Here is a 24,907-nt window from a genome sequence, read left to right on the forward strand (position 1 = left end):
AATATTAAATTATTGTGGGTAGTAAGAATAAACTTAAACGCTTTAAGGAAAACGAAACCTTTCCTAACGTCATTCAGCCATCAAGAGACGAACTGGTAACTAGTGAATATCACCTTAAGGGTAAATGGAATTCAGAGGTATTTAAAAATAATCACCCGATTATATTAGAGTTGGGTTGTGGTAAAGGGGAATATACCGTTGAATTGGCCAAACGATACCCGAATAAAAATTTTATTGGCATTGATATAAAAGGAGCTCGTTTTTGGAGAGGAGCCAAAACGGCAATAGAAGAAGAGATACCTAATGCCTTCTTTTTGCGTACACAGATAGAATTGGTCGATAAGGTTTTTGCGGAAAATGAGGTAGATGAGATTTGGATTACGTTCCCTGATCCTCAAATAAAATACAAACGGACCAAACATCGAATGACCAACCTTGAGTTCTTGGAGCGCTACAAAAAGATTCTGAAACCCGATGGAATTATGCACTTAAAAACAGATAGTGAATTTATGCACGGTTATACACTAGGGTTGCTTCATGGTACGGGTTACGAGGTATTGTATGCTAATCATAATATCTACAAATTAGAAGGGAGCCCAGCCGAGGTCACCGAGATCCAAACGTTTTACGAAAGCCAATATTTAGAAGAAAACAAACCAATTACGTATATTCGATTTAAAATCAACTAAACTTGAGCATCACTATAATCTTCTTCCTAGGGTTAATTGTGGCTTTAATTGGCGTCATTCCACCTGGATTATTAAATATGACAGCTGCAAAAATTAGCCTAAAAGAAGGTGCTGGTCGTGGCATTATGTTTTCTTCGGGGGTGAGTTTGGTCGTTTTTATTCAAACGTATATTGCTGCCATCTTTGCAAGATATTTATCAAATAGACCAGACATTGTAGAAATCCTGCAACGTGTTGCTTTTGTCTTATTTGTACTGATAACCATATATTTTTTGCTCTTGGCTTCAAAAGAAAAAGAACCAAAAATCGAAGCGGAAATTAAAAGTAAGCACGGACGCTTTTTTCATGGCATGTTATTATCCGTGTTAAACGTTTTTCCTATTCCGTACCAAGCTTATATGACCATAACTCTGGCCTCTTTTGGTATTATGGACTTTGAACGCTTGAGTATTATTACCTATGTTACAGGTGCATCTATGGGAACTTTTGTGATGCTCTATTTTTATATTTTCTTTTTTGATAAAATCAAGGATAAGGGATTTACATCACAAAAAAACATGAACTACATTATTGGTTCTATAACAGGCATCGTCGCATTGGTCACGTTTATAAACATTTTAATGGAGATGTAAAATGAAACCAGAAACTCTTGGTTTTTTTGATAAAGTTTATGAAGTAGCAAGGTTAATTCCTTATGGCAGGGTAACCAGTTATGGAGCAATTGCCAAATATCTTGGGGCTGCAAAAAGTGCTCGTATTGTGGGCTATGCTATGAACGGATCTTTTGGAAAAGATGTGCCTGCACACAGAGTGGTTAACCGTAATGGGCTGCTGTCTGGCAAGCATCACTTCGAAGGTACAAACCTAATGCAGCAACTATTAGAAAGTGAAGGTATTCTTGTTAAAGAAAACCAAGTTCAAAACTTTAATGAGTTGTTTTGGGACCCATCAAAAGAACTTTTGTGAAGCCTCCCCATCTTCCAAATCAACAGGCTATTTAGCTAAGTAATCCTAAGATAAATCAATTCAATCTTTGCGCTTCAAAATCTAAACATTTCACAGTATATTTGTAGTTTAGAATTAGTCTTAATAAAACACGTGCTCAAAAGGCATAGCTTATGAAATTGAACAAAAAAGACATACTCAATGCATTAAAATCAATTACTGTTCCGGGTGAAGGTGAAAACATGGTGGATAGTGGATCAGTAACTAATGTGGTGACCTTTGCAGATGAGGTGATAGTTGATATAACGATTAAAAACCCAAGTCTTCAAGCTCGCAAGAAAACAGAGGTTGATATTTTACAGACCATTCACAGAGAGGTTTATGAAAAGGCAAAGATTAAGGTGAACATGAAGGTTGATGCTCCCAAGGCTGCTCCAAAGAATGAAATAAAAGGAAAGCCTATCCCAGGGATTAATAATATAATTGCTGTTGCCTCAGGTAAAGGAGGAGTCGGTAAGTCTACAGTGACTGCTAATTTAGCAGTAACACTTGCCAAAATGGGCTTTAATGTTGGTATATTAGATGCAGACATTTATGGACCCTCAATACCGATGATGTTCGATGTAGCATCAGAACGCCCACTATCTGTAAATATTGATGGTAAATCTAAAATGAAACCCATAGAAAACTATGGAGTTAAGGTATTGTCTATTGGGTTTTTTACCAAACCAGATCAAGCTGTGATTTGGAGAGGACCAATGGCTTCAAAAGCACTTAATCAAATGATTTTTGATGCCGCTTGGGGTGAATTGGATTTCTTATTATTAGACTTACCTCCAGGAACAGGCGACATTCATTTAAGTATCATGCAAGCTTTACCAATTACAGGTGCTGTTGTAGTGAGTACACCACAAAATGTAGCACTTGCTGATGCTAAAAAAGGAGTAGCTATGTTTCAGCAAGACAGTATCAATGTTCCAGTATTAGGTATTATTGAAAACATGGCATACTTCACACCAGAAGAATTGCCATATAACAAATATTATATTTTTGGTAAAGAAGGTGCTAAACATCTTTCTGAGGATTTAGAAGTTCCTTTTTTAGGTGAAGTGCCAATAGTACAAAGCATTAGAGAAGCTGGTGATGTAGGTAGACCTGCGGCATTACAAACTGCAACACCAATAGAAGAGGCTTTTGAAGCCATAACAAAAGAAGTGGTTCAGCAGGTGGTAAGGAGAAATAAAGATTTACCCGCTACCGAAGCAATAAAAATTACAACAATGGCAGGCTGTTCTGCTGTTAAAAAATAGAACATGAGTTCAGAGGAAATTAAATTAAATGTAGAGAAAGCCTTGGATGAAATCCGTCCGTTTCTTCAGAGTGATGGAGGTGATATCTCTTTGTTGTCCATTGAGGATGATAAACTAGTTCGGGTACAGTTAGAGGGAGCTTGCACATCTTGTAGTGTAAATCAAATGACCTTAAAATCTGGCGTGGAAATGACGATAAAAAAGCATGCGCCACAAATTGAACAAGTCATAAATGTAGAATAGTATTTGGGCGTGTCCAAAAGGGTCAGGCTTGTAGTTTGTCCTAAGTTTAGTCGAAGGATACTATTTTTGTTTTAGTGGTTTCGAGAATCTCAACCTACAAATAAAAAAATGCCACTCAATCCTTCACGCAACTTCCCAGTATTGACAAAGAATTTTTTCACTTAAATGTGAACAAGAAGTATGATTAAAACAGATATTCTCATCATAGGTGCCGGCCCAACAGGACTTTTCACAGTGTTTGAAGCTGGTTTACTAAAATTAAAATGCCATCTCATAGACGCTTTACCTCAGCCAGGAGGCCAATGTTCAGAAATATATCCTAAAAAGCCCATCTATGACATTCCTGCGTATCCTGAGATTTTAGCTGGGGACCTAACGAATAAATTATTAGAACAGTGTAAACAATTTCAACCAGGATTTACCTTGGGGGAACGTGCAGAGACTATTGAAAAACAAGATGACGGCAGTTTTATCGTAACCACAAACAAAGGCACAAAGCATCAAGCACCCGTGGTTGCTATTGCTGGTGGTTTGGGAAGCTTTGAGCCTCGAAAGCCTAAAATTCATAACATCACATATTTTGAAGATACGGGTGTGGAATACATTATTAAAGACCCTGAAAAATATAAGGGTAAGAAAGTGGTGATTGCCGGCGGAGGGGATTCAGCATTAGATTGGACAATCTTCTTAAGCAACGTAGCAGATGAAGTTACTTTAATACATAGACGGAATGAATTTAGAGGGCATCTCGATTCTGTAGAAAAAGTACAAGAATTAAAGGATAATGGCAAAGTTAACTTAATCACTCCTGCCGAAGTTATTGGTATCTTGGGTGACGATAAAGTTGTTGGAGTAGTAGTAGAACAAGCAAAACATATTCAAAAAGAATTTGAAATTGAGTGTGATCACTTTATTCCCTTGTTTGGCCTATCTCCAAAACTTGGACCTATTGCTAATTGGGGTCTTGAGATAGAGAAGAATGCAATTAAAGTAGATAACACACTCGATTACCAGACTAATATCCCTGGTATTTTTGCAATTGGTGATGTCAACACCTATCCTGGTAAACTAAAATTGATATTGTGCGGTTTTCATGAAGCTACCTTAATGTGCCAATCGGCATATAAAATAATTAATCCAGGGAAACGATATATAATGAAATATACTACCGTAAGTGGGATTGATGGTTTTGATGGATCTAGAAAAGAAGCTCCAAAAGCAGTCGTTAAAAGAATTGATTAAGTAATAATGGACAAAGACATAAACATAACAATCATAGATCGAGAAGGCATTAAGCATCAGGTTGAGGCACCTACAGATATGGCCATGAATTTAATGGAAGTTATCAGGTCCTATGAATTGGCTCCAGAAGGGACTATTGGGATATGCGGCGGTATGGCAATGTGCGCCTCGTGCCAATGTTATGTTTTGAGCAATACGGAGCTGCCTGAAAAACAAGATGATGAAGATGCTATGTTGTCGGAGGCATTTGATGTTAAGGATAGTAGCCGCTTAAGTTGTCAAATTCCAATAACACATGTTTTAGAAGGTCTTGAGGTAGAGATTGCACCGGAGTCTTGATTAGATATCTCTGTAGCCGCCATTCCGTAGTCTAAACTCCCACTTTAAACGTATATATGTGCCCAAACCATTACAATGGCACTATTCAAAATATTCAAGGACAAGTCTGGTCAATTCAGGGTCTTTATAAAGCTTAACAATCGTATAGAATTCATAAGCATATCAAGAACATCTAGACATGCTTGTTTAGAATTGATTAAAAGAATTAAGAATGCCTCTAAGTTTGAAAAGGCCTACATTCAAAATAGTTCAGACTGTGGGAGTGTTTATTTTTCCTTAAAGGACATTAAAAAAGAAGTATTTTTAGGTGATAGTATTTCGTATGTCAATAATGAGATTTTAAAAGATAAAATAGCGACAATGCAAAAGTTTGTTATTAAGGCTAAAATTGATCTTGAAGAATATTCTATTTAGGTCACTCCGTTTTATAATTCAGTAATTTTTGTGGCCCTTCCAATAATGTCCTAACAATTTGTAATGTCCCATTCTCAGAGGTTTCAATATTCCATTTTATTAGAGAAATTTTACCATCTTCTATTTCGAGTCCAGTAATACTTCGTGGATGTACACAGCTACCGTCATTAAAGTAGGCAATATCGCCGGGTTCAGGGAAACGTGGCCTATGTGTATGACCGACAATGGTTATTAAGTTGTTTTTACTGATGATCCATTTTTTTGTGCGTCGTTCAATTTTAATAAGCTCTTTGTAGTTTTTAGCAGGGCTTGTAGGGTCAGCAATCCCCATAACATTTAAAGGTTTCCAAAGAATACGGACTAAAAAGCGACTCCAACGCCAAAATAAAAAATTCCACCAATCGGCTTGATGACCATGGGTTAAAAATAGTTCTTGGTCAGTTTCTGTATGTTTTAAAACAAGAGCTTCATTGTAAGTGATATCGCAAAACAAATCTTCTTGTTCCCCAGTTTTTGGATCGAAAAAGCTATAAAGGTGCTTTTTAACATAGTCTGGATTTCGATATACCATATCATGGTTACCCCAAACCATATGCAAGCGCCCTTCATCATGAAATTGTTTCATGAGCATATACACATTCTTGTGTGCATGGAAGATAGATTCAAAGGTTAGGTTTTCCCATAGCTCATCCCCATCGCCCAACTCACAATACTGAAAGCCTTCGTTATAATAATACTTTAAGGCATGAAAGTAAATATTACGGTTATTAGCAAAATCATCGGCAAAACTATTATCTCCACGGTGGCAATCACTAAACAAAATGAATTTTGAATTGTCGTTGAAGGCAATACGCTTAGCGTTTTTATAAGCATTATTTAAGCGGGACTTTGAAGACATACAATTGATTTACAGCACTAAGGTAAATAAAAAAAATGCTGTCTGAAAAGTGTCATTCTGAATGAAATGAACCTGCCTGCCGCAGGCAGGGAATCCCAATAAGAAAACATTTTAATTCCTTAAGGGTAGATTCTTAGCTTCGCTCTGAATGACAATACTAGATAATTCTCAGACAGCTTTTAGTGATGTTGATTGTACTATGCTACTTAAAAGCATTTATTCCTGTGATATCCAAGCCTGTAATGAGTAGGTGAATGTCATGCGTACCTTCATAAGTAATCACACTTTCAAGGTTCATCATGTGTCTCATAATGCTGTATTCTCCAGTAATTCCCATACCTCCTAGCATTTGGCGAGCTTCACGTGCAATTTTAATGGCCATGTCAACATTGTTTCGTTTCGCCATAGAAATTTGAGCTGAGGTTGCTCTGTCTTCATTTTTAAGCTGTCCTAGTCGTAAAGCCAATAGTTGCGCCTTTGTGATTTCAGTAATCATTTCGGCTAACTTCTTTTGCTGTAACTGAAAGCCTGCGATAGGTTTTCCAAACTGAATGCGCTCTTTGGAGTATCTTAAGGCCGTATCATAACAGTCCATGGCAGCACCAATAGCTCCCCACGCAATGCCATAACGAGCGGAATCCAAGCAACCGAGTGGTGCGCCCAAGCCAGATTTATTAGGTAATAGATTTTCTTTTGGCACTTTTACGTCTTGAAAAATAAGTTCCCCTGTAGCACTTGCTCTCAATGACCATTTGTTATGTGTTTCAGGAGTAGAAAAACCTTCCATGCCACGTTCAACAACAAGTCCGTGAATACGACCCTCTTCATTTTTGGCCCAAACCACAGCTACATCACAAAAGGGTGAATTACTGATCCATAGTTTAGCGCCATTCAACAAATAATGGTCACCCATATCTTTAAAGTTTGTAACCATGCCTGCTGGATTAGAACCGTGATCAGGTTCCGTTAGCCCAAAAGAACCCATCCATTCGCCTGTTGCTAATTTTGGCAAGTATTTTTTACGCTGCTCTTCTGTTCCGTATTTCCATATAGGATACATCACCAGAGAGGACTGTACAGAAGCCGTACTTCTTACACCAGAATCGCCACGTTCAATTTCTTGCATAATGAGGCCGTAGGAAATTTGATCTAAGCCCGCTCCACCATATTCTTCTGGAATGTATGGCCCAAAAGCACCAATTTCTGCTAACCCATTGATAATTTGCTTGGGGAATTCTGCTTTTTGAGCATATTCTTCAATTATTGGTGAAACATCTCGTTTTACCCAATCCCTTGCAGAATCTCTTATAAGCTTGTGTTCTTCAGTTAATAAATCGTCTATATTATAATAGTCAGGCGCTTCAAATAAATCTGGCTTCATCTCGTTAGATTAAAATTTTTATGTCTCAAATTTAAAGAAAGCAAAAGAAACTATTGAGCCTTCGGAGTAAAATTTATGCGTTTAAAAATTTAGATAATAGTGTATGGAAATGATGAACCCCTTGTTCTCTTGTGGGTGAAAATCGGCCAGCCTTGTAAAAGGAAGATGTCACTCCTTTTTGTACATTTTCTACGACAAGTTCATCTTCTCGTTGCACTTTGTCTATATCTTGGCTTGCTCCTTGGTTTAGTTTTGCTGGATCTAACACATAGGATAAAAAGGAGACTTTGGTTCTATTAATACCAATAGGTTTAACAATATTTACGGATAAGCCCCATGGATAGAAATTAAACATCATATTAGGAAAGACCCAGTAATAATATGCCCCAACATTTTTACCATAATCAATATGATCTTTTGGCAAATCGAACACTTCTGTGGCTTCATCGGTATACCCAATTTGTAAGTTGCAGTAGTCATAAACTTCGGTTTTGTAACTACCGTAATCCAAGACTGAATTTAATTCTGGATGGACAAATGGGACGTGAAATCCTTCTAAATAGTTATCACAGTACAACGCCCAATTCGCATGTACTAAATAATCTTGAGACATTGAGGCGTTATAATGAAAGTCCTTTAGAGGTAAAAAGCCAACTCTTTCATTCATCTTATCAATAACTATTTGAAAATCAAAAGCTGGACTTAATCCAACAAATAAAAAAGGCCCCCATTCTTTTAGTGGAAATCTATGTAAATCATCACACGGTCTGGGAAATTTTTTGGTTTCCTCAAATTCAGGCATAAACTCAAACTTCCCATTTAGTTTAAACTTTCTCCCGTGATAAGAACAAATCAGTTGTTTAGGTTTTCCTGGATGCGACACTACAAGGTTTCCTCTATGAGTGCACACATTTAACAAACAGCTTATATCTTCTTCCTTATTTTTTGTCAGTATCAATGGTTCATTTAAGAATCCATCCAAAAGGACAAAAGGATATACAGATTGCGGTTGTTTAACCAAGTCTTCATCTCCAATCCATTGCCAAGATTTTAAAAAAATGGAATCTTTTGTAGCTTCAAAAACATCAGGGTCTTTGTAAAATGAAGCCGGCAGAGTTTCAGATTTAGTTATATCTGGATCAACATAAAACTTTTTTGACATAAGAGTTGCTCAATTGCATTTATCACTGCTCCTAATGTACTCATTTAATAATAATTTTTTTAAAAGCGTAATGGCTAAAAGGAGGACTTGCCTGCTTAATTACATTTTTAAGTAAAATGCTTTGGTCAAATTAATATAGTCCTGCGTATAATTATGACGTCCATTTTCTATGGTGAGTTTAGCAATATGAGTTTCTGATTTTTTGAATTGAAACTCAATAAGACTTCGCTTTATGTCTGAATTGGTATCTCCTTTTACATGAAGAATTCGTTTTGGGTACAAGTCAACTTTTGAAGCTAAATCTATAAGCCTACTTTCTTCCTTAAACGGAAGAACAACAGAAAAGATGCCATTTTCTGAGAGTAAGTTAGCTGCAGCGTAAATTAAATGCTCAAAGGGCATAGCGTCGTTGAAACGTGCCAAATCTCTCGCTTCATTGTTAGTTTTATAGTCTTCTGAATAGAATGGAGGATTACAGATTATTAAATCGAAAGCATCATCTACTTCTTCAACAAATTCAAGTAAAGATGCATGATAGCAGAACAGACGATCATTCCATGGAGAATTTTCAAAATTTTCTGTACATTGTTCAAATGCATTATCATCAATTTCGATAGCTTCTATAAGTTGTGCATCACTTCTTTGAGCTAAGATAAGTGATAAGACACCTGTTCCGGCACCTATATCTAAAATGGTATTTGGTTGATGGTTAACGGATGTCCAAGCGCCTAACAAAACAGAGTCGGTGCCAATTTTCATGGTACATAGGTCTTGGTTAACTGTAAATTGTTTAAACTTAAAGGGCTTATTCATAGGTTATTGTCATTCCTGCGAAGGCAGGAATCTTTTAATTTAAAAAAATCATTTAAAATGGATTCCTGCCTTCGCAGGAATGACAACTAATTATTTAAGTATAGATCAATTAAGCCTTCGGGAGTTTCAACCTCAATAATCTTATTTTTTTTATCAACTTTTGTAATAAATTCATCGTTCATGGGAATAAGAATTTCAGTCCCGTCCTTGTCAATTTCAAATAACGCTTGTGCTGTAGAATCATTTATAGCTTTTATAATACCTATGTCACCAAAGTTTTTGTCTTTAATTGTAAAACCAATCACTTCGTGAAAATAAAATTTATCTCCTTCTAGTTTTGGAAGTAACTCTAACGGCAAATACAACTCAGATTTTATGAGCGCATCGGCATCGGGTTCTGAGTTGACGTCTTCAAATTTTATTCGAAGTAAATCTGACTTGTGAAGCTGTGAAGATTCTATAAAAAAAGGCACCATATTCCCTCTTAAGTCTATAAAAACAGCGTCGATATTATCGTAAAGTTCAGGTTCGTCAGTATCGAGCTTTGCGAGTAACTCACCTTTAAAGCTGTATTTTTTTACAATTTTACCGAGATAAAAACAATCTTCTTTTTTCATGACAAATTTATTTGTCATCCTGAACTAGTTTCAGGATCTTATAATTTTGATAAATAAAAAACCCAGACAATTTGCCTGGGTTCAAAAGTATAAAAATAAATTTTTTACTCTTCTTCGTTAGTAGCTTTAGCTTCTTCTGCAGTGGCTTCAGTTTCTTCAGCAACTTCCTCTTCTTCAACTTCTGGGGTTGCTGCAGCAATACGTGCTTCATTAACTGCTTTTTCAGCGGCCAATGCATCTGCTTTAGCTTTAGCCTCAGCTTTTGATAAACCTTCAGTTTTAGCTTCAATTTTAGCAGCTTTTTCTTCTAACCAAGCATCGAACTTCGCTTGTGCTTGCTCTTCAGTAAGTGCCCCTTTTCTAACACCTCCAGCTAAGTGATGCTTTAATAATGCACCTTTGTAAGATAAAATGGCTTTCGCCGTATCTGTAGGTTGTGCACCATTTTGTAACCATTGCACTGCATCGTCCACATTTAAGTCGATTGTTGCAGGGTTAGTGTTTGGATTGTAAAACCCTATTTTATCAAGGTATTTACCGTCTCTTTTTGATCGTGCATCTGCTGCTACGATCCAGTAATAAGGTTTCCCCTTTTTACCGTGTCTTTGTAATCTGATTTTTACAGGCATAGTAATTAATTAGTGAGGTTCCCGACCTCTGTTATTAATAATAGCCAGTCCGACATATTGCCTATATGTCATTCAGGCGGGCGCAAAGATAATATATTTTTTTAATTTTCAGTATATTAAATGGCTTTAAATAGTTTGAAAAAAAGCATACTTTTGAGTCTCCTTTTCCGTTAAAGGACTAGTTTAAGTTTTAAATGTTAAAATGCAATGAAAAGATCTGTACTTTCTGTAATAATGTTGGCCCTTATTTTTTTAGGCTGCTCAGATAATGTAGAATTTAATAATCCGGCAATGCAAGCAAATTTTGAAGGTAGCACATGGAAAGCGGATTATTTTGCAGCAGATATTGACTTTGGTGGATTCTTGGTCGAAGGTGGAAGAGGTGGAGAAGTGTTGCAATTAATTACCACAGATGACACTAGAGGAACTTATGAATTGGGCCCAGAAAGCGGATCTATAGCCATTTTTAAAGCCGCAGATGGAACGGTATACTCTACAACTAATCTTCCAGATCCAAGTATCACAATTTACCCACCAGAAGGCATTATCGAAGTAGAAGATATTGATAATGCAGATCCAAAGCGTATAGAAGGCACTTTTAGATTTACAGCTTATTCGGAAGATGGACTGCAATCTGTTAATTTTATTAGCGGTGTTTTTTATAAAATCTCCTTGGTTGGTGGTTTACTTGCCATAGAAGACTAATTAGTCAGTTAATTCCCTTTTTTGTTTTTCGTACATTGCATTATTATCAATAATAACAGTATGTTGAGGTATATGTGTTAAGTTTTGTTAATTGTAGTCTAAAACTTACAAAATATGTTAATTTATTTGTGTAACCGTATACTTTTCGTTATACTATAAGTGCAGATGTGAAACAATACACATCTATAAAGAAATTATTGAAATTTAAAATGTTAGTAAGATTATGAAGTATTCAGAAAAAATTTCAAACCAACTAAACGAATTATTGACTAAAAATTATGATGCCGAAAAAGGGTATCGTAAAGCAATAGATAACGTAGATAATAACAATTTGAAGATTTATTTCACCAATAGAGCGAATGAGCGAAAAGAATTCGCCAATGAAATAAAAACCGAAATTGAAAGATATGGGGAAGAACCAAAAGAAAGTGGAAGTTTTAAAGGAACTCTACACAGAAATTGGATGACCTTAAAATCCAACCTATCTAATAATAATGAAGAGGCTGTACTAGAAGAAGCACTTAGAGGTGAAGAAGCTAGTTTAGAAGATTACAATGATGTTATCTCTTCAGACAATGTATTTCCACCATCAATTGATACAATGTTGAAAAAGCAGAAAAATGCAATTCAAGCATCTATTAATATGGTGAAGGTAAAAGAAGAGTTAGCAGCTTCATAATACCAATTGGTTACTAAGAAAAGCCAGTCCATTGGACTGGCTTTTTTTGTTTACAACTGTTCATAACTTTTAACCTGTAAAGTGTAGTATTTTCTTAAATTTAAAGTTCTTTTTTAAAGTCAAGAAACACCTTTATGTACTTAATTTTTGATACTGAAACTACAGGGCTACCTAAACGATGGGATGCGCCAATTACAGATACTGATAATTGGCCTAGGGCTATACAAATTGCTTGGCAATTACATGATGCTATGGGGAACTGTATTGAGCATCAGGATTACCTTATTAAGCCCGAAGGTTTCAATATTCCTTATGATGCTGAAAAAATTCACGGTATTTCAACTGAGTTAGCTCAGGAGCAAGGTGCGTCATTATCCGAAGTACTAGAGAAATTCAATATAGCATTATCCAAAACAAAATTTGTAGTTGGTCAAAATGTAAAGTTCGACCTCAATATTATGGGTGCTGAATTTGTGCGAGAGGATGTTGCAAACCCACTTCAAGAACTGCCAGTTTTAGACACCTGTACAGAACATACAGCAGAATTATGTAAAATTCCGGGAGGACGCTACGGTAAGTTTAAATTACCAACCTTAACAGAATTGCATCAATATTTGTTTAACCAACCTTTTGCAGAAGCCCATAATGCTACAGCCGATGTTGAGGCTACGACACGTTGTTTTTTAGAACTCATCCGAAGAGGAGAATACACCAAAGAACAGTTAAATGTTCAGCCAGATTATTTTCAAAAGTTTGGTGAGGAAAACCCAGAAGTAATTCAGTTTATAGGTTTAAAGCATGTCAACCTTAAAAAGGAAAGTGCTAAAATAAATAAACGTCTTCAAAAGGAATTAGACGATACAACAACAGTGTCTAAAGCTGAAGTAGCTCAGCTTGCTGAAGTTGATTTTGTCCATCTTCATAACCATTCCCAGTTTTCAATTTTGCAATCCACTATTAGCATAAACGACTTAGTGAATGCCGCAGCAAAAGAGAACATGCCTGCCGTTGCACTTACGGATCATGGTAATATGATGGGAGCGTTTCATTTTGTGCAAGCAGTCTCTAACCATAATAAAGGTGTTAAGGCTCAACATGCTGAAGCAATAGAGAAAGGTGAAGAACAGAAGGGAAGTATAATGAAGCCAATCATAGGCTGTGAGTTTTTTGTCTGTGAGGATCATAAAGACAAAACCCGTAAAGACAACGGTTATCAAATTGTATTACTAGCAAAAAACAAGAAGGGCTATCATAATTTAGCAAAATTGTCCTCAGCAGCTTTTACAGATGGTTTTTATTATGTGCCGCGAATCGACAAACAACTTATTGAAACCTACAAAGAGGATTTAATTTGTCTTACAGGAAACCTTTATGGAGAAGTGCCTAGTAAGGTTTTGAATATAGGTGAAAACCAGGCGGAAGAGGCTTTATTATGGTGGAAAGCCACTTTTGGAGACGACTTGTATATGGAGCTAATGCGCCACAATCAAGAGGATGAGAATAGGGTCAACCAGGTATTGATTCCTTTGGCCAAAAAGCACGATGTAAAATTAGTAGCAACAAATAACACCTATTATGTTGAGCAAGAAAATGCCAACGCGCACGATATTTTATTATGTGTTAAGGACGGAGAAAAACAAGCGACTCCAATAGGTCGTGGTCGTGGTTATCGTTATGGCTTGCCAAATCAAGAATACTACTTTAAGTCTTCGGAAGAGATGAAAGCTTTGTTTAGGGATATTCCTGAAGCAATTATCAATATTCAAGAGGTTGTTGATAAAGTTGAACCTTTTGAATTGGCTAGAGACGTGCTCTTGCCCGCTTTTGATATTCCAGATGAATTTAAGCATGAAGAAGATAAACAGGACGGGGGCAAGCGAGGTGAAAATGCCTATCTAAAACATTTAACCTACAAAGGTGCAGAAAAGCGCTATGGGGAAATCACTCCCGACATAAAACAACGATTAGATTTTGAATTAAGCGTTATTGAAAACACGGGTTATCCTGGTTATTTCTTAATAGTTGAAGACTTTATTCGCGAAGCACGAAACATGGATGTTTCCGTAGGGCCAGGACGGGGTTCGGCGGCAGGTTCGGTAGTGGCCTATTGTCTATGGATTACAAATATAGACCCGATTAAGTACGATTTACTTTTTGAGCGGTTCCTAAATCCAGATCGTGTGAGTATGCCAGATATCGATATTGACTTTGATGATGAAGGTCGTGGTCGTGTTATGGATTATGTTATTGAAAAGTATGGAGCCAATCAAGTCGCTCAAATTATCACTTATGGTACAATGGCAGCGAAATCTTCAATTAGAGATACTGCAAGGGTCTTGGATTTACCTTTAGGAGATGCAGATCGTATTTCTAAGTTGATTCCGACGATGTCTAAACTCGGAAAGATTTTTGGCTTGTCAGAGAAAGATTTAGCTAAAAAGTTTAGGGCAGAAGATTTAGAAAAAGTCAACCAATTACTTAATATTTCAGAAGGTTCAGATCTTGAAGCAGAAACAGTAAACCAAGCAAGAGTCTTGGAAGGCTCAGTGAGGAATACGGGTATTCATGCTTGTGGTGTCATTATCACACCTGGGGATATTACCAATTATGTGCCAGTTTCGGTGGCAAAGGATTCCGATTTATATGTCACACAATTTGATAACTCTGTTGTTGAAAGTGCTGGCTTGTTGAAGATGGATTTCTTGGGTTTAAAAACCTTGACACTTATAAAGGATACGGTCAAAATTGTAAAAGCAAAGCACAATATTGATCTAGATCCAGATAGTTTTCCGCTTGATGATGAAAAAACCTATGAGTTGTTTCAACGTGGGGAAACGGTAGGGATATTTCAGTATGAATCCCCTGGCATGCAGAAACACATGAAGCATTTAAAGCCTACGGTTTTTGATGACCTTATTGCCATGAATGCGCTTTATCGTCCTGGGCCGATGGAATACATTCCGAGTTTTATCCGCCGTAAACACGGTGAGGAAGAGATTAATTATGATCTCCCTGAAATGGAGGAATATCTCAAAGAAACCTATGGGATTACAGTTTATCAAGAGCAGGTGATGTTGTTGTCCCAAAAATTGGCTGATTTCACAAAAGGTGAAGCCGATGTACTGCGAAAGGCCATGGGTAAAAAGCAAAAAGCTGTTTTGGATAAAATGAAACCAAAATTCATTGAGCAGGCAGCGGCAAAAGGTATGGATCCTGAAAAACTCGAAAAAATCTGGAAGGATTGGGAGGCTTTCGCTAGTTACGCATTTAATAAATCGCATTCTACCTGTTATGCATGGATTGCCTACCAAACCGCCTATCTCAAAGCGCATTATCCTGCCGAATATATGGCGGCTGTACTGTCCAACAACATGAACGACATTAAATCGGTAACCTTCTTTATGGAAGAATGTAAGCGCATGCGTTTGCCGGTATTAGGACCAAGCGTTAATGAAAGTTACTATAAATTTTCAGTAAATAAGGATAATGCCGTGCGTTTTGGGATGGGTGCTATTAAAGGTGTTGGTCATGGAGCGGTTAAAACCATAGTGAGTAATCGTAAGGAAGATGGCAATTATAAATCGATTTTCGACTTGGCAAAACGCGTGGACCTTAGAGCTGCAAACAAGAAATCATTTGAAGGTCTGGCCAACGCTGGTGGATTTGACTGTTTTGAAGACACGCATCGCGCTCAGTATTTCGCAGATGATGGTGACGGCATTACATTCTTAGAAAAAGCCATGAAGTATGGCGCCAAGCATCAAGAAAATGAAAACTCTGCCCAAGTCAGCTTGTTCGGTGAAGCCAGTGACGTACAAATTGCAGAGCCGCAAGTGCCTCCATGCGAAGAGTGGGGAACAATGGAAAAATTGGCTCGGGAAAAAGAAGTGGTCGGAATCTATATTTCAGGTCACCCATTAGATGACTTTAAGGTAGAGATGAAGACCTTCTGTAATGGCACGTTATCGGCTTTTAATCATTTGGAAAAGATTGTGAACCGTGAAATTACTTTTGGCGGCGTAGTGACCGATATACAACATCGTGTTAGCAAACAAGGTAAAGGTTGGGCAACGTTTACTATTGAAGATTATACAGATAGTTTTGAATTTAGAATTTTCGGAGAGGAATATTTAAAATTCAGGCATTTCTTGGTTCAAAATTCATTTGTTTATGTTCGTGCATTTATCCGTGAAGGATGGATTAACAGGGATACTGGTCAACGAGGTGACCCGAGAATACAGTTTAATAATTTTCAACTATTACACGATGTTATGGACACCTATGCTAAAAAATTGTCCATTCAGTTGAATATTGAAGATTTAGAAAAAGATACAATTTCAGGACTACAAGATATGTTTAAATTACATAGTGGTAATAATGCATTGAGCTTTTTGGTGTACGACCATGCCGATAAAATAAAACTGAATATGCCGAGCCGAAAGCAGAAAGTGAAAATTTCGCAAGAATTGTTGGCCGAGCTAGAAGAGATTGATGTTAAATATAAGCTGAACTAGTCGTTTATGTGATTATAATTTAAGCTAATGCATAGATAGCCAAATCAAATACTGCCATTGTAAGGTTTGGAGTGATTTTTGACTAATTTTGTACAATAACAATTAAGAATATATTAAAACTAAATATTATGGCATTAGAAATAACAGATGCAACGTTTGAAGAAACAGTATTAAAGAGTGATAAACCAGTGATGGTTGACTTTTGGGCAGCTTGGTGTGGACCTTGTAGAATGGTTGGACCAATCATTGATGAAATAAGCAAAGAGTATGATGGTAAGGCCGTTGTTGGTAAGGTAGATGTTGATGCTAACCAAGAATTTGCAGCAAAATACGGAGTTAGAAACATACCGACAGTGTTGGTGTTTCAGAATGGTGAAGTTGTAGGCCGTCAGGTTGGTGTTGCGCCAAAGAACGCATATGCAGAAGCTATAGACGCTTTATTGTAAAAGAATTATCTAAAAGATATGATAAAAGGTTTGCCACTATGGTAAACCTTTTTTAGTTTCATCTATTATTTTAATTAAGGATTTCTGTCATTTCGAGCGTAGTCGAGAAATCTTACCTTTTCGTAACGTAGCATTTCGGCTACGCTCAGTTTGACAGATGAGGTTAAAAGCAATTTTTTTTACGTGAATGTATTCCTTCCCTTGCGCCTCCGCTAAAGCTTCAGCGGCACACGGATGGGAAGGTTAGGATGGGCCTTTATGAATTTACAACAAGAACTTAATAAAGCGGGTGGATTTAAAAACCTAGAATTGCTAGCACAGCAGGTGGTTGAGGGATTTATCTCTGGGATGCACAAAAGTCCATTTCATGGGTTTTCTGCAGAATTTGCTGAGCACAAAATCTATAACCAAGGTGAAAGCACAAAGCACATCGATTGGAAACTCTATGCCAAGACAGATCGCTTATATACCAAGCGCTATGATGAGGAAACCAATCTCCGTTGTCACCTTATAGTCGATAATAGCAGTTCCATGCATTATCCGGATATGAAAGCTTTTTCAATTGGACATTTGAATAAGATTGCCTTTTCTGCATTGGCGTCTGCATCTGTGATGCATATTCTAAAAAAACAAAGAGATGCTATTGGCCTAAGTGTTTACAGTGATAATTACGATTTTTATGCGCCAGAAAAGGGAAGTGATCGCCATCATCATTTATTGTTGAACACCTTAAGTGAAACCGTAGTTTCTAAACCAAAAGGAAAAACAACAGAAACCTATACCTATTTACACCAAATTGCAGAGAAAATCCATAGACGTTCGCTCATCTTTTTGTTTACGGACATGTTTCAAACATCCGAGGATGATGAAAAACTATTTGAAGCGCTACGTCACTTAAAGCACAATAAGCATGAAGTGGTATTATTTCATGTTTTTGATAAGGAAAAAGAATTGACTTTTGATTTTGACAATCGACCCAAGCGTTTTGTCGATGTAGAAACAGGATCTAGTATTGATTTGTATCCAGAAAATATTAAGGACAATTACGAATTTGCAGTTAAATCGTATTTCGACAACCTACGCCTTAAATGTGGTCAATACCGAATTAAATACGTAGAAGCTGACATTAACGCTGGGTTTGATAAGATTTTAACGACCTACATGATTGAGCGTCAAAAATTTATTTAGACGTTTTATTTTTTCATTTTTTTATTTGCCATATTAAAAATGCAATGTATATTTGCCCTCGCAATTAAGCAACGGTCTGGTAGTTCAGTTGGTTAGAATGTCGCCCTGTCACGGCGAAGGTCGCGGGTTCGAGTCCCGTCCAGACCGCTTCTTTAAAGAAGTTGTGTTGTCCCGAATAAAACTTCGGGATGTAGTGAAAGCCTAGTAAAATAGGCAATCCAATGAGAAGCTTTCCTTTTTTTACGTAGTAAAAATCGGGATGCTTTTTTGTTTTAGAACATAATTTGATTTAAAAGCAAAAAAGAACTAGCACCTTTTTAAAAAAAACCGCTACTCATTAAACGCATAAACAATTTAAGATCTTTTACCATCTTGAATAGGCTCTGTATCTGGCATAAATTTGTTTAGAATAAAATAGACAGGGCAGAACTTAGTTAATGGACTTACAATTTGAAGAAATGCAACTGCTCCAGCTAAATATAGCCATTGAATATTAACCATAAACCCAAGTACTACACTAATGAGATAGAGTGTTCCAACAATGCCATCATGCATTCTAATTTTTTTGTGTGTGCGATTTGATTCCATGATATACGAATTAAAATAGTTACATATAAAGATAATAATTTATAATATACGCTAAATGAGTCCTATATATAATATCTAAGCTAATACATTAAAATAGTTGTACGAGGTATAAAATGGGAAGCCTTATTTTATCTAAATAATCTACACAAGACTTATTATTTAAGGAAGTTAGGGGTCCTACTTAAAAAAATCGGGATGTTTTTTTGTTTTAGGTTAATTTGTAATTTTCAAATTGATGTGCTTTTCTTCGAGGGATAACCATTGTAACATAATACGCGTCACATGCCTTTACCAATAACAGCGTGGCAAAAATCTATCCACCATTGCCATTTTCCCATTGGAGCAATAGCAAAAGTGTAAAATGCTACACCAATAAAGGTGAATGCATAGGATGTATAAATCTTTTTCTGTTTTTTATAATCTAAATACATTAAGTACAGTAGCGGGATATGTCCTGCTGTAAAGCATATATATACAGCCTGAATGTATGTAATAGGAGGATTACCATCATATGCTGCTAATAGTGGGAAATAAAGTAGTCTTGCTGTAGCTGGTAATAAAACCCAAAATACAGTTGAAATCATCCACCTAGGATGCTTATCATAATCACGAGCATTTAAAACGCCTAAAATAACTGCAATACTAAACCCCGTTAAAGCACAAATATCAGCAAAAGAAAACCCATACTTTAAAATATCTGGGAGGAAGGTGTTTACTACTTGATGAGGCATTACCTGAAAAGCAGAAAACACGACACCACCAGCAATGAATAGGGCTACAACACCAAATTTTTTATGATATAAAGGGGGTTTATTGTGGATTAACCAAGGCTGTAAGATAAGAAGTAAATACCAGACAGTAGCTGTTAACCCGTGCATATGCTGACGCCAAGGCGCTTCGGTAAAAATACTCCAATAAGACATATAGAACCCAGCTATAGTTAGAATAAACGGTATAATAAGCCATAGATGTGCTTTTGGATAAACTAAACCTGATTTCATATTTATAAATTTCAGTAGGTCTAGTTCTAGTGCAAGCAGAAAAGATAAAGATTTAGTAAAATACAAAAAAAAAGCAGATACTTCTGGGAGTCTATTAAAAAAAACTACCTATTAAATTGTTCTAAAAAAAATCAAAGCCACTGATTAATACAATTTTATAACTAAATTAAGCTAAAAAGCCCTAGTTTTCCGCCATATTTTCATATTATTCCTCTTACACAAACGTTTTTAATCGGATAAATAATACATTTAAACGGTAAAAATTTGTTTACTCGATTTTAATCACATACATTTGGAGTTCTTCAATAAGCCCTCAAATCACTTATTAAGAAGATTTTAATCCATTTTACTTTAGGCATTTTAAGATGCCAACTAGCGTCCCTCGCTTTTTAGTACAGTTTTAGGTGTAACCTATAAATAGTTAATTATCCATTCTTTCCCTCGTTGTAATGCATAGTGCGTTACCAAATTAGAACTATTTAAACCTTAAAATTTATACTTATGAAAGCTTTAAAAATTACCCTATTATTAGTAGCAGTGTTGTTATTGACAGTTTCAGGTGTACAATCTGATTCAGTTGCTAAGGAAGAAAATCCTAACTACAAAGAATACAGTAACATAGATTTGTTAGCGATTGATAAAAAGAAATTAAAATTAGAGACTAACGGATAATCTCTTTTCAGTATATAAATTTAAGGCTCTCATTAACTCATGAGGGCTTTTTGTGTTATTTGTAGATAATTTGTTTTTTTAATCTATTTTTGAGGATAAAAAAATCAGATTGTTTAGAATTATTTTTTTAACCCTATTGTTTTTAATGCATGGTGTTACACTCAATGCACAGAAAAAATCATTGGATTCTGTTAATAAATTAATTGAGCTATCCAAGGATGAAAACCTCACACTAGAGTCTCGATTAAACTTTGCTTTAAAATCTTCTGAGCTTGCTAAGTCTTTAAAAAGTGATTCAATTTTTTTAAAGAGTCAGCGAAATTTATCACTAATGTATTTTTATACTGAACAGTACGACAAATATGTTAGCATTAACAGATCCAATTTTAGATTAGCAGAAAAATTAAAAGATTCAGGGGCAATAACCGTAGCTGCCTCTAACCTTGGGTCTTTATATAGATATCTTGAAAAAGTAGATAGTTCTTATTACTATTATTCCAAAGCACTAAAGTACTATAAAGCGAATGAGATATCAGAGGGAAAAGCAACAGCTTTACTTTATTTAGCGGAAATTCAACAACTCGAAAAAATTTATACTGGGGCAGAGGAAGCAGCAGTAAAATCCATTTTAATATTAAATCGATTGCCAGAAACTCAAAATCGATTAGATAAATTATGGAATGCTTATAACATATTGGGAATTGTGTCCAGAGAATTAGGTAATTATTCAAAATCACTTGAGTATTATGATAAGTCAAGTGAATTTGCAAAACGTATTGATGATGGATTACTTAATGAAGTTTACTCTATAAATAACAAGGCTTATGTATACCGGCAAATTGGGAATTTTGATAAGGCTCTAGAGTTGTATAATGACCTTTTAGATTTAAGAGCTCAATACGAGGAAAAAGACCCAACCTTTTACCCCATAATTATAGATAATATCGCGGATACTCAATTAGAATCTGGAAATTATGATTTTAATAGTATACAAGGTAAATTTAATGAAGCATATGCGATTGGACAAAAGCTAGAGAATGATATTCTTGTAATGAATATAGCCATTGATCTCTCAAAGCTTTACAAAGAAGTAAATCAAAAAGATTCTATTAGTAAGTATGCTGATAAAGCTTTAGAAATTGCAAGTAGATTATCTGCAAATGAAGTACGGCAAGAAGCTTTGTTGATTTTATCTGAAATAAATAGCGGTGAAAAGGGGAAGGACTATCTAAATGAACATATAAGATTATCTGATAGTCTATTAATAGAAGAGAGAAAAGTCAGAAACAAATTTGCCCGTGTTGAGTTTGATTCTGACCAACTCGAAGCCGAAAATGAACAGATTGCAAAAGAGCGACTATACCTTTTAATCTTATCCGTTGGATTATTGTTAACGGCAATACTTATCTATGTCATTATTACACAGCGTGCTAAGAATAAAGAGTTGAAAATGGTTCAAGAACAACAAAAAGCAAACGAGGAAATCTACAACCTCATGCTTAATCAGCAAGATAAAGTTGAGGAGGCTAGAGCACAGGAAAAAATAAGAGTGTCTAAAGAATTGCACGATGGCGTGTTGGGGCGATTGTTTGGCACCCGATTAAGTTTAGACAGCCTCAATTTTACAGAAGGTAAAGAGGCGATAAAAAGTAGAGCAGAATATATCGGTCAACTAAAGACAATTGAAGAGGATATCCGTAAAATTTCACATGAATTAAACACGGATTTTGTGTCTGGCTCTGGGTTTATGGACATTGTTTCAGAATTGATTGAGACCCAATCTAATGCCTATGGTTTAAAACATTCGTTCCATTATACCGATGATATTAATTGGGATATTGTATCAAATAAGGTTAAAATAAATTTATACCGTATCATTCAAGAATCTATGCAGAATATCTATAAACATGCCGAAGCAAAGCAGATGGATATTAGTATTTCACTTAAAAATGATGTAATTTGGGTAAAAATTATTGATGACGGTAAAGGGTTTGATGCAGACCGTGGCCGTAAGGGCATAGGTCTCAAAAATATGCAATCGCGGATTAAAGAAATTGAAGGCAGCATCGAATTTTTATCAGAACCTAATAAAGGCACAACAGTACATGTTAAACTTCCCTATAATTAATAAACATGAAACACCTTAATATATTAATGGTTGATGATCATCCCATTATTTTAGAAGGGTATCAAAATGTATTAATGGCCACAAAGGATGATGATCAAACCTTGTTAATCGATACGGCCAACAACTGTGATACAGCAGAAATAATGATTAATCGTGCAGCTGACGGCACTCCATACGATGTATGTTTTTTCGATATTAGCCTTCCGGGCTCACAAGATGGAAAATATATGTCTGGTGAGGATTTGGCTCTTTTAGCTAAGAAAGTGTTGCCCGAGGCTAAGATTATTATTCTAACGATGTTTAATGAAACATTTAGAATTCATAACATTATTAAGGAAATCAACCCTGATGGGTTTTTGATTAAAAGTGATTTGACGTCAATGGAACTGGCGGATGCTTTTCAGCAGATTTTAAAATCTCCACCATATTATAGTAGTACGGTCAATAATTACGTAAAGAAAACCATTACGAGTGAAATCTATGTGGATGATATCAACAGAAAAATTTTGCACCTGCTCTCTCAAGGTATTAGAACCAAAAGTCTATCGGAATACATTCCAATTTCCATAAGTGCTATTGAAAAACGTAAAAAGCAATTGAAGTTATTGTTCTCTGTTGATGATGGAAAAGATGAATCCTTGCTCCATGAAGCACGCGAAAAAGGTTTTCTTTAAATCAAAAAGAATTCCTCGACGCACTGCGTTGGGGTTTCCGTTGAAATTGTCATTCCCGTGACCGCGTGCGCTAAAGCTTTGCCTACTTCGCCGAAGTAGTTAGCTACGAAGGCTGAAAGCGGTGGCGCAAAACGGGAATCTAAATAATAGAATTTCGATTTTTGACCCCAAGGTCAAAATGAAACGAACGAAATACCTCTATGGCTCTGTCTCGAGGATAGTTTTAAGAAATTCTTTTATTTAAAGCGAAATAATCTTACATTTTAAATTGGGTCTAAGCCCTATGGATTCTCAATTGTACGGTTTTTCCACAGTAAGTTTGCGGTTTTCCCACAGCAAAAAGAAAATCCACTTGTCTATATTTACGCAAGTCAACAAGAATTAATTAATCCCTATTAAGTAATTGTTGAATTAATAGCAAGAAAACTAACCTAGTGGAAGAACGACCGATGTGATTCCGCTAGGTTTTTTATTTACCACCAAGGTCCAGAATGGTCAAAAACCTTTACGATAAAAAAACCAAAGTAAATTACCGCAACAATAAACTTTAAGAATGTTGAGGTTATAAAGCCCATAAAAGATCCAAATGCTGCTTTAGTTGCGCGTTGCATATCATTTTGATGTAGTAGTTCTCCAATAATTGCACCGACAAAGGGCCCTATAATAATTCCGAACGGAATAGGGGACAAGATGCCGACAATAAGCCCAAGAGTAGTGCCAATCATTCCAGATCGGCTACCTCCAAAGCGTTTAGTACCTATAGCGGGAATGATATAATCTAGCAGCCAAATCAATAAAGCTATAAAAAGTGTGATGATTAAAAAAGGTAACGATATGTCAATACCGTTAGAAAAATAAAGGACCAAAAATCCAAACCAACTGGTCAACGGCCCTGGTAATACAGGGAGAAAACTACCAAGAATACCCAATACCATTAAAAAGAGTGACAAAGCCACTAAAACAATATCCATAGAGATTAATTACATTCAAGGATATGACGCTTATTAAAGGACTTTGTTACATTTTAAACTAAAAATTTAGTTTAAACTAAATTTTTAGTTATATTAGCATTGTAAAAGTGATTTATTCATTTAAATACGTCTATAAAAAAAAGACTGGTTGAAAGTTAAATGTCATATCGAGCGCAGTCGAGATAATTTGAAAGTAAAACTATTAGTGTTTTCGACTGCGCTCAAACTGACAAGAGTATAGACTTTTTTGACAGCCTATTTACTATCAAAAGATATATCAATAAAATATATAATATCATGAAACAATTAACCAAAGCCGAAGAGGAAATCATGCAAGCCTTATGGCAATTGCAATCTGCTACTGTAAAGGATATCATCGCGCTATTGCCAAAACCTAAGCCGGCTTATAATACAGTATCGACTATTGTAAGGATTCTAGAATCTAAAGGTTTTGTGGATTATGAAAAACAAGGTAAAGGACACCTTTATTATCCTATTGTAGCTAAGGAAGTGTATAGTAATCAATCTATAAATAAATTGGTTGACAACTACTTTCAAGGGTCATTTAAAAGTATGGTTTCTTTTTTTGTAAAGAAGAATGATATCGATTTAAGTGACATCGAATCGGTATTAAAGGAAATCAATAAAAAGGAATAGTC

The 24,907-nt window shown here is 35.8% G+C and carries 26 protein-coding genes and 1 tRNA gene; 18 read left to right on the forward strand and 9 right to left on the reverse strand.

Annotation, left to right across the window (positions count from 1 at the left end):
* The first annotated feature begins 14 nt into the window (after window positions 1–14).
* The 8 genes from trmB to ACFEMA_RS06445 all read left to right on the forward strand — a co-directional run bounded on the left by trmB (window position 15) and on the right by ACFEMA_RS06445 (window position 5,182).
* Window positions 15–689: a tRNA (guanosine(46)-N7)-methyltransferase TrmB gene (gene trmB / locus ACFEMA_RS06410; RefSeq protein WP_411767239.1), complete on the forward strand. Its 675-nt coding sequence runs from the start codon at window positions 15–17 to the stop codon at window positions 687–689.
* A gap of 2 nt (window positions 690–691) precedes the next feature.
* Window positions 692–1,321, forward strand: a complete 630-nt coding sequence (locus tag ACFEMA_RS06415) for a LysE family transporter (protein WP_411767241.1) — start codon at window positions 692–694, stop codon at window positions 1,319–1,321.
* Window position 1,322: 1 nt separating this feature from the next.
* Window positions 1,323–1,655: an MGMT family protein gene (locus ACFEMA_RS06420; RefSeq protein WP_411767242.1), complete on the forward strand. Its 333-nt coding sequence runs from the start codon at window positions 1,323–1,325 to the stop codon at window positions 1,653–1,655.
* Window positions 1,656–1,807: 152 nt separating this feature from the next.
* The gene (locus ACFEMA_RS06425; protein ID WP_411767243.1) at window positions 1,808–2,944 is read left to right on the forward strand and encodes a P-loop NTPase; all 1,137 of its coding nucleotides are present in this window, start codon (window positions 1,808–1,810) and stop codon (window positions 2,942–2,944) included.
* A 3-nt stretch (window positions 2,945–2,947) separates the two neighbouring features.
* Window positions 2,948–3,187, forward strand: coding sequence for a NifU family protein (locus ACFEMA_RS06430; protein WP_411767244.1), 240 nt, complete (start codon window positions 2,948–2,950; stop codon window positions 3,185–3,187).
* A 180-nt stretch (window positions 3,188–3,367) separates the two neighbouring features.
* Complete coding sequence (locus ACFEMA_RS06435) at window positions 3,368–4,429, forward strand: NAD(P)/FAD-dependent oxidoreductase (RefSeq protein WP_411767245.1); 1,062 nt, start codon at window positions 3,368–3,370, stop codon at window positions 4,427–4,429.
* A 6-nt stretch (window positions 4,430–4,435) separates the two neighbouring features.
* A complete protein-coding gene (locus ACFEMA_RS06440) occupies window positions 4,436–4,768 on the forward strand; it encodes a 2Fe-2S iron-sulfur cluster-binding protein (protein WP_411767246.1) in 333 nt (110 codons plus the stop codon).
* A gap of 75 nt (window positions 4,769–4,843) precedes the next feature.
* Entirely contained in the window at window positions 4,844–5,182 is a 339-nt protein-coding gene (locus tag ACFEMA_RS06445; RefSeq protein WP_411767247.1) for a hypothetical protein, read from the forward strand.
* A 1-nt stretch (window position 5,183) separates the two neighbouring features.
* Here ACFEMA_RS06445 and ACFEMA_RS06450 read toward each other — a convergent pair whose 3' ends face one another.
* The 6 genes from ACFEMA_RS06450 to ACFEMA_RS06475 all read right to left on the reverse strand — a co-directional run bounded on the left by ACFEMA_RS06450 (window position 5,184) and on the right by ACFEMA_RS06475 (window position 10,682).
* On the reverse strand, window positions 5,184–6,080 hold the full coding sequence (locus ACFEMA_RS06450) for a serine/threonine protein phosphatase (RefSeq protein WP_411767248.1): 897 nt from the start codon (window positions 6,078–6,080) through the stop codon (window positions 5,184–5,186).
* Window positions 6,081–6,282: 202 nt separating this feature from the next.
* On the reverse strand, window positions 6,283–7,461 hold the full coding sequence (locus ACFEMA_RS06455; RefSeq protein ID WP_411767249.1) for an acyl-CoA dehydrogenase family protein: 1,179 nt from the start codon (window positions 7,459–7,461) through the stop codon (window positions 6,283–6,285).
* 73 nt (window positions 7,462–7,534) lie between these two features.
* Window positions 7,535–8,623, reverse strand: coding sequence for an aromatic ring-hydroxylating oxygenase subunit alpha (locus ACFEMA_RS06460; RefSeq protein ID WP_411767250.1), 1,089 nt, complete (start codon window positions 8,621–8,623; stop codon window positions 7,535–7,537).
* A 99-nt stretch (window positions 8,624–8,722) separates the two neighbouring features.
* Window positions 8,723–9,436 carry a tRNA1(Val) (adenine(37)-N6)-methyltransferase gene (locus ACFEMA_RS06465; RefSeq protein ID WP_411767251.1) on the reverse strand — a complete coding sequence of 238 codons (714 nt, stop codon included), beginning with the start codon at window positions 9,434–9,436 and terminating at the stop codon, window positions 8,723–8,725.
* 86 nt (window positions 9,437–9,522) lie between these two features.
* The gene (gene rimM / locus ACFEMA_RS06470) at window positions 9,523–10,053 is read right to left on the reverse strand and encodes a ribosome maturation factor RimM (RefSeq protein WP_411767252.1); all 531 of its coding nucleotides are present in this window, start codon (window positions 10,051–10,053) and stop codon (window positions 9,523–9,525) included.
* Window positions 10,054–10,157: 104 nt separating this feature from the next.
* Window positions 10,158–10,682, reverse strand: a complete 525-nt coding sequence (locus ACFEMA_RS06475) for a 30S ribosomal protein S16 (protein ID WP_411767253.1) — start codon at window positions 10,680–10,682, stop codon at window positions 10,158–10,160.
* Window positions 10,683–10,889: 207 nt separating this feature from the next.
* On the opposite strand from ACFEMA_RS06475, the gene ACFEMA_RS06480 reads away from it, so the two are divergent.
* The 6 genes from ACFEMA_RS06480 to ACFEMA_RS06505 all read left to right on the forward strand — a co-directional run bounded on the left by ACFEMA_RS06480 (window position 10,890) and on the right by ACFEMA_RS06505 (window position 18,361).
* On the forward strand, window positions 10,890–11,387 hold the full coding sequence (locus ACFEMA_RS06480; RefSeq protein WP_411767254.1) for a DUF6252 family protein: 498 nt from the start codon (window positions 10,890–10,892) through the stop codon (window positions 11,385–11,387).
* A gap of 223 nt (window positions 11,388–11,610) precedes the next feature.
* Window positions 11,611–12,066 carry a ferritin-like domain-containing protein gene (locus tag ACFEMA_RS06485; RefSeq protein ID WP_411767255.1) on the forward strand — a complete coding sequence of 152 codons (456 nt, stop codon included), beginning with the start codon at window positions 11,611–11,613 and terminating at the stop codon, window positions 12,064–12,066.
* 134 nt (window positions 12,067–12,200) lie between these two features.
* Window positions 12,201–16,580, forward strand: a complete 4,380-nt coding sequence (gene dnaE / locus ACFEMA_RS06490; RefSeq protein WP_411767256.1) for a DNA polymerase III subunit alpha — start codon at window positions 12,201–12,203, stop codon at window positions 16,578–16,580.
* A gap of 128 nt (window positions 16,581–16,708) precedes the next feature.
* Window positions 16,709–17,026: a thioredoxin gene (gene trxA, locus ACFEMA_RS06495; RefSeq protein ID WP_411767257.1), complete on the forward strand. Its 318-nt coding sequence runs from the start codon at window positions 16,709–16,711 to the stop codon at window positions 17,024–17,026.
* Between the two features lie 258 nt (window positions 17,027–17,284).
* Window positions 17,285–18,214 carry a DUF58 domain-containing protein gene (locus ACFEMA_RS06500; RefSeq protein ID WP_411767258.1) on the forward strand — a complete coding sequence of 310 codons (930 nt, stop codon included), beginning with the start codon at window positions 17,285–17,287 and terminating at the stop codon, window positions 18,212–18,214.
* A 73-nt stretch (window positions 18,215–18,287) separates the two neighbouring features.
* Window positions 18,288–18,361, forward strand: a tRNA-Asp gene (locus tag ACFEMA_RS06505).
* A 207-nt stretch (window positions 18,362–18,568) separates the two neighbouring features.
* Here ACFEMA_RS06505 and ACFEMA_RS06510 read toward each other — a convergent pair.
* Together ACFEMA_RS06510 and ACFEMA_RS06515 are read right to left on the reverse strand one after the other, a co-directional pair.
* Window positions 18,569–18,802, reverse strand: coding sequence for a DUF2892 domain-containing protein (locus ACFEMA_RS06510; protein ID WP_411767259.1), 234 nt, complete (start codon window positions 18,800–18,802; stop codon window positions 18,569–18,571).
* A 278-nt stretch (window positions 18,803–19,080) separates the two neighbouring features.
* Window positions 19,081–19,803: a hypothetical protein gene (locus ACFEMA_RS06515; protein ID WP_411767260.1), complete on the reverse strand. Its 723-nt coding sequence runs from the start codon at window positions 19,801–19,803 to the stop codon at window positions 19,081–19,083.
* Between the two features lie 501 nt (window positions 19,804–20,304).
* Here ACFEMA_RS06515 and ACFEMA_RS06520 point away from each other — a divergent pair.
* The 3 genes from ACFEMA_RS06520 to ACFEMA_RS06530 all read left to right on the forward strand — a co-directional run bounded on the left by ACFEMA_RS06520 (window position 20,305) and on the right by ACFEMA_RS06530 (window position 23,277).
* Entirely contained in the window at window positions 20,305–20,475 is a 171-nt protein-coding gene (locus tag ACFEMA_RS06520; RefSeq protein ID WP_411767261.1) for a hypothetical protein, read from the forward strand.
* A gap of 109 nt (window positions 20,476–20,584) precedes the next feature.
* The gene (locus ACFEMA_RS06525) at window positions 20,585–22,603 is read left to right on the forward strand and encodes a tetratricopeptide repeat protein (RefSeq protein ID WP_411767262.1); all 2,019 of its coding nucleotides are present in this window, start codon (window positions 20,585–20,587) and stop codon (window positions 22,601–22,603) included.
* Between the two features lie 5 nt (window positions 22,604–22,608).
* Complete coding sequence (locus tag ACFEMA_RS06530; RefSeq protein ID WP_411767263.1) at window positions 22,609–23,277, forward strand: response regulator; 669 nt, start codon at window positions 22,609–22,611, stop codon at window positions 23,275–23,277.
* A gap of 473 nt (window positions 23,278–23,750) precedes the next feature.
* Here ACFEMA_RS06530 and ACFEMA_RS06535 read toward each other — a convergent pair whose 3' ends face one another.
* On the reverse strand, window positions 23,751–24,248 hold the full coding sequence (locus tag ACFEMA_RS06535) for a DUF456 domain-containing protein (protein WP_411767264.1): 498 nt from the start codon (window positions 24,246–24,248) through the stop codon (window positions 23,751–23,753).
* A 297-nt stretch (window positions 24,249–24,545) separates the two neighbouring features.
* Here ACFEMA_RS06535 and ACFEMA_RS06540 point away from each other — a divergent pair, with 297 nt between their 5' ends.
* Window positions 24,546–24,905 carry a BlaI/MecI/CopY family transcriptional regulator gene (locus ACFEMA_RS06540; protein WP_411767265.1) on the forward strand — a complete coding sequence of 120 codons (360 nt, stop codon included), beginning with the start codon at window positions 24,546–24,548 and terminating at the stop codon, window positions 24,903–24,905.
* Window positions 24,906–24,907 lie beyond the last annotated feature (2 nt).

Source organism: Winogradskyella sp. A3E31 (genome assembly GCF_046720935.1).
Classification (GTDB): Bacteria; Bacteroidota; Bacteroidia; order Flavobacteriales; family Flavobacteriaceae; genus Winogradskyella.